We start from the raw sequence: 4,484 nt of genomic DNA, 5'->3' as shown, positions 1-4,484 counted from the left end.
CGATGATCGAGCCCCGGGCGAGCAGCCCGACGCGATCGGCGACCTCGCTGGCGAAGGGCAGCTGATGCGTCGAGATGATCATGGTGAGGCCGTCCTCGACGGCGAGGCGGCGGATCACTTCCAGCACCTCGTTGACCAATTCGGGGTCGAGTGCCGAGGTCGGCTCGTCGAGCAGCAGCACGCTCGGATTCGGCGCGATGGCGCGAGCGATGGCGACGCGCTGCTGCTGGCCGCCGGACAGATGCCGCGGCAGCGCATCGGCGCGATGCGACAGGCCGACGCGTTCAAGCAATTCGAGGGCACGGCGTTCGGCCTCGGCGGGCGCGACGCCGTGGACCCAGCGCAGCGGGCCGGCGATGTTCTCCTTGGCGGTGAGGTGGCCGAACAGATTGAACTGCTGGAACACCATGCCGACGCCGACTTCGGCGCGGGCCTGCGCGGCCATGCGCGGCGACAGCGGCTTGCCGAGATGATTGAAGCCGAGCCGGCGGCCTCCGACCTCGATGGTGCCGTCGTTCCACAGTTCGAGATTGTTGATACAGCGCAGCAGCGTGCTCTTGCCCGAGCCGGACGGGCCGAGCAGCGCGATCACTTCGCCCATCCGCACCGTGAGATCGACGCCGTCGAGCACCACATGGGCGTCATAGTTCTTGCGCAACGCCTTCACCGCGACGGCGACGTCGTTGTGCACCAGCGTCTTGGCGCGCTCGGCCCGCTCGATACGACTAGCCGGCACGCGCGGCGGCGGCAGTTCGGCGACGCCGCCGTCCGGCAGGATGTCCGGTGCGGACTCGTTATCTTGCAGCGGATCGTCGATGCCCTGGGCGCGATACCAGGGCAGGAAGCGCATCAGCTTCACTTGCTTGGAGGTGCGGTCGAGATCGAACAGCCATTCCAGGAAGATCTGGATCGCCGAGATCGCCGACGTCAGCAGCAGGTAGATCAGGCCCGAGGCGAAGAAGATCGAGAAGAAATCGAACGTCGAGGACGCGAGCTGCGTCGAGCGCAGCGTCAGCTCCTGCACGGCGATTACCGAAGCCAGCGACGAATTCTTCAGCGCGCTGACGGCTTCGTTGCCGAACGCCGGGATCATCGTGCGGATCGCCTGCGGGGCGATGATCCGGCGCATCAGCACGCCGGGCGTCATGCCGAGCGCCTGTCCGGCTAAAATCTGGCCCTTCTCGACGCCGAGCACGCCGGCGCGCAACATCTCGGCGATGAATGGGGCTTCGTTACAGGCGAGCGCGAGGCCGGCGGCCATGATGGCGGGAAGCTTGATGCCGATATGCGGCAGCGCGTCGTAGGCAAACACCATCTGCAGGATCAGAGGCGTGCCACGGAAGATCACGGTGTAGATCCGGGCGGCGGAAGACAGGAGCGGGAAGCGGCTGAGCTGCATCCCCGCCAGGATCAGGCCAAGAATGAGTCCGCCCCCGAGCCCCAGCGCAGTGACCTGCAGGGTCACCTCGATGCCCTGGATCATGTAGGGCATGGTCAGATAATGGAGGAACAGCTCCATGGCGGACGAAATCCCTGCTTAGTTTGTAGGGTGGGCAAAGCGAAGCATGCCCACCAACTTTTCGCGAAGCCGAGTGGTGGGCACGACGCCTTCGCGCCTTTGCCCACCCTCCGAAGTGACGGGGCTCTTACTTGACCATCAGCAGGCCGGGCTCGATCAGGTTCTCGGGGTCGAGCTTCCACTTCTTCAGCAGGGCGAGCTGATCGCCGGACTTGTAGATCTCGGTCAGCGCGTCCTTCACGGCTTCGCGGAATTTCGGCTTGTCCTTCGGCACGGCGATGCCGACCTGATAGGGGATCGTCACCGCGATCGCCTTCTCGAGCTTGTCCGGATAGGCCTTCACCGCATTGTCGACGGTGTTGACGTCGTTGATGTAAGTGTCGGCGCGGCCGGCGAGGATCGCCTGGATGCAGTTGGCGTTGTTGTCGTAGAGCTGGATGGTCGGCTCGGCCTTGCCTTCCTTCTTGCACTCGGGCGCGACCGCCTGGATCAGCGGCACTTCGACGTAGCCGGTGTTCTCGGCCGCAGCGGCGCCGCACAGCGAAGTGTTGATGCCGGTTATCTTCTTCGGGTTGCCCTTGGCGACCAGAACGCCGTCGAACACCTTCGAGTAGGTGATGAAGTCCGCCGCCTTGGCGCGCTCTTCGGTGGCGTAGATGTCGGAGATGACGATGTCGGCCTGGCCGCTGGCCAGCGTGGTCAGCAGCGCCGCGAAGGTCACCGCCTTGTAGGTCAGCTTGAAGCCGAGGCAGTCGCCGATGGCTTCACCGAGATCGATGTCGTAGCCGACATATTTGGTGGGGTCCTTGGGATCGATCGACTCGTAGCCCGGCGTGTGCGGGTTGATGGCGTTGACGAGGGTCTTGCCCTTCCAGTCGGGATATTTCGCCTGCAGCGCCGCGCAGGCGGCCGGCGCGGCTTCGGCCGGCTTGGGCATCGCAAAGCCGGCGAGCACGAGCGCGCCGAGCAGGGCGGCGCTCGTCAGTCGGCGAATAACGGGACTAGGCAACTTGACCATTCGATCGCTCCTTCGACGTTGTCATGGCACGGGCCATGTTCCGAACCGTCTGGGAGCTAAGACCGGGCGCCGCAGAAAAACTTGTCTCCGGGCGCACAACCTCTTGTTCGAAGACTGCTGCCAAATAGGCAGCAGTTGCGCGATTTATAGGCGATGGTCATCGTCATGGCCGGGCTCGTCCCGCCTGCGCGGCCAAAGCCGCTTCGGCGCGGCGAAGGTCCGGCCATCCACGTCTTGCTGAACAAGCTACGCCCAAAAACGTTAATGGCCGGGACAAGCCCGGCCATGACGTAGTTTTTTGCTTAGGCGGAGGATTTGACGCGCATTACTGCGCCTTCACAGCACCCTTGTCGTTGTCGGCGCGCTTGCTGAGATAGCTGATCGCTGCGTTGAGCTGGGCGTCATCGGGCTTGCCGATCAGGTCGGCCTTGATCGGCGGCGACGATGCCGCCGGCTTGTCTGTCGCCGCCGCGGCGCCGGGGGTCTTCGACTTGGCGGTGCCGGGCTTGCCGTCGCTGCCGAGCTGACCCGGATTGGCGATGGCTCCGCGCAGCGCGCCTTCGCGCAGCATCGCACCGCCGGCGATCTGCTGATCCTTCGGCGCTTCCTGCACGATGTCCGGCGTGATGCCCTCGTCCTGGATCGAGCGGCCCGACGGCGTGTAGTACAGCGCCGTGGTCAGGCGCACTGCACCGCGGCCCTTGATCGGGATCACGGTCTGCACCGAGCCCTTGCCGAAGCTCTGCGTGCCCATCACGGTGCCGCGCTTGCGGTCCTGCAGCGCGCCGGCGACGATTTCCGAGGCGGAGGCAGAGGCACCGTTGATCAGCACCACCACCGGCACACCGGGCAACATGTCGCCCTTGTTGGGCGCGCTGAAGACGCGCTGATCGTCGGGCTGGCGACCGCGGATCGACACCACGGTGCCGCCATCGAGCAGATCGCCGGCGACGTCGACCGCAGCGTTGAGCAGACCGCCCGGATCCTGGCGCAGGTCGATGACGAGACCCTTCAGCCCGTCCTTGGAGTCGCTCTTCAGCTTGTTCAGCGCGTTCTTGAAGCCGTCCGAGGTGTCGGTGCCGAACTGGCTGATACGCACATAGCCGATACCGTCGGGCTTCAGCTCCGACTTCACCGAGGCGACCTTGATGATCTCGCGGGTCAGCGTGACGTCGAACGGCGGCTCCTTGCCGCGCAGGATGGTGATCGTCACCTTGGTGCCGGGCGTGCCGCGCAGCATGTCGACGACTTCGCGCAGGCTCATGCCCTGGGTCGCGGTCTCGCCGACCTTGATGATGTCGTCGCCGGGCTCGAGCTTGGCGCGCGCGGCGGGGGTGCCGTCGATCGGCGCGACGATCTTGGGCACGCCGCCCTGCCCCGAGATCTGCATGCCGAGGCCGCCGAACTGGCCCGACATGTCGGTCTGCATGTCCTTGAATTCCTTCTCGTCCATGTAGTCCGAATGCGGATCGAGCCGGTTCAGCATGCCCTTGAGGGCGTCCTTGGTCAGATCGTCGGCGCCGACCGGATGCACATAGGCCCGCTCGACCAGACCGATGACGCCGCCGATCAGATCGAGGTCGGGCTGCGCCGTCGGCGTCCGCTGCAGCGCCAGCGCCGACAGCATGGGAATGGTGACGATGCCGGCGGCGGCAGCGGCGCTGATGAGAAATCGGCGGGCTTTGAACATGAGGAAGGACACCTGAATGAGCTGGCGCGGCGCGCGCGTTTGAGGGCCAGCCGCGCCTGACCGCGGCGGGTTCCGCCTGGAGGAATCTGGCCCCACCGACTGGAACGGGTGTCTTATAAATACGCCGGTAAAGCGGCGGCTCAAGGGCTAATAGGCGCGCACACTGTCAAACGCGGCCTGGACTTGGCCGCGCCCCGGTCTCGACTGGAGATTCGGTCGCCGCCGGCAGCGCCCGTGCCGCGGCAGCGATGCCTTTC

3 protein-coding genes are annotated in these 4,484 nt (G+C 65.6%); all 3 read right to left on the bottom strand.

Annotated elements, in window-relative coordinates; all coding sequences use genetic code 11:
- A partial coding sequence (locus I5M_RS10895; protein WP_022721433.1) for an amino acid ABC transporter permease/ATP-binding protein occupies positions 1 to 1,519 on the bottom strand: 1,519 nt, incomplete at its 3' end.
- Positions 1,520 to 1,646: 127 nt separating this feature from the next.
- Complete coding sequence (locus I5M_RS10890) at positions 1,647 to 2,537, bottom strand: ABC transporter substrate-binding protein (protein ID WP_022721432.1); 891 nt, start codon at positions 2,535 to 2,537, stop codon at positions 1,647 to 1,649.
- A 325-nt stretch (positions 2,538 to 2,862) separates the two neighbouring features.
- The gene (locus I5M_RS10885; RefSeq protein ID WP_022721431.1) at positions 2,863 to 4,227 is read right to left on the bottom strand and encodes a S41 family peptidase; all 1,365 of its coding nucleotides are present in this window, start codon (positions 4,225 to 4,227) and stop codon (positions 2,863 to 2,865) included.
- Positions 4,228 to 4,484 lie beyond the last annotated feature (257 nt).

It is taken from the genome of Rhodopseudomonas sp. B29 (assembly GCF_000333455.1).
Taxonomy (GTDB): domain Bacteria; phylum Pseudomonadota; class Alphaproteobacteria; order Rhizobiales; family Xanthobacteraceae; genus Rhodopseudomonas.
This window is presented reverse-complemented; position numbering and strand designations above follow the sequence as displayed.

Coding starts and splice junctions, on each gene's coding strand:
- I5M_RS10890 (WP_022721432.1), bottom strand. CDS start 2,537: ATGGTCAAGTTGCCTAGTCCCGTTATTCGCCGACTGACGAGCGCCGCC.
- I5M_RS10885 (WP_022721431.1), bottom strand. CDS start 4,227: ATGTTCAAAGCCCGCCGATTTCTCATCAGCGCCGCTGCCGCCGCCGGC.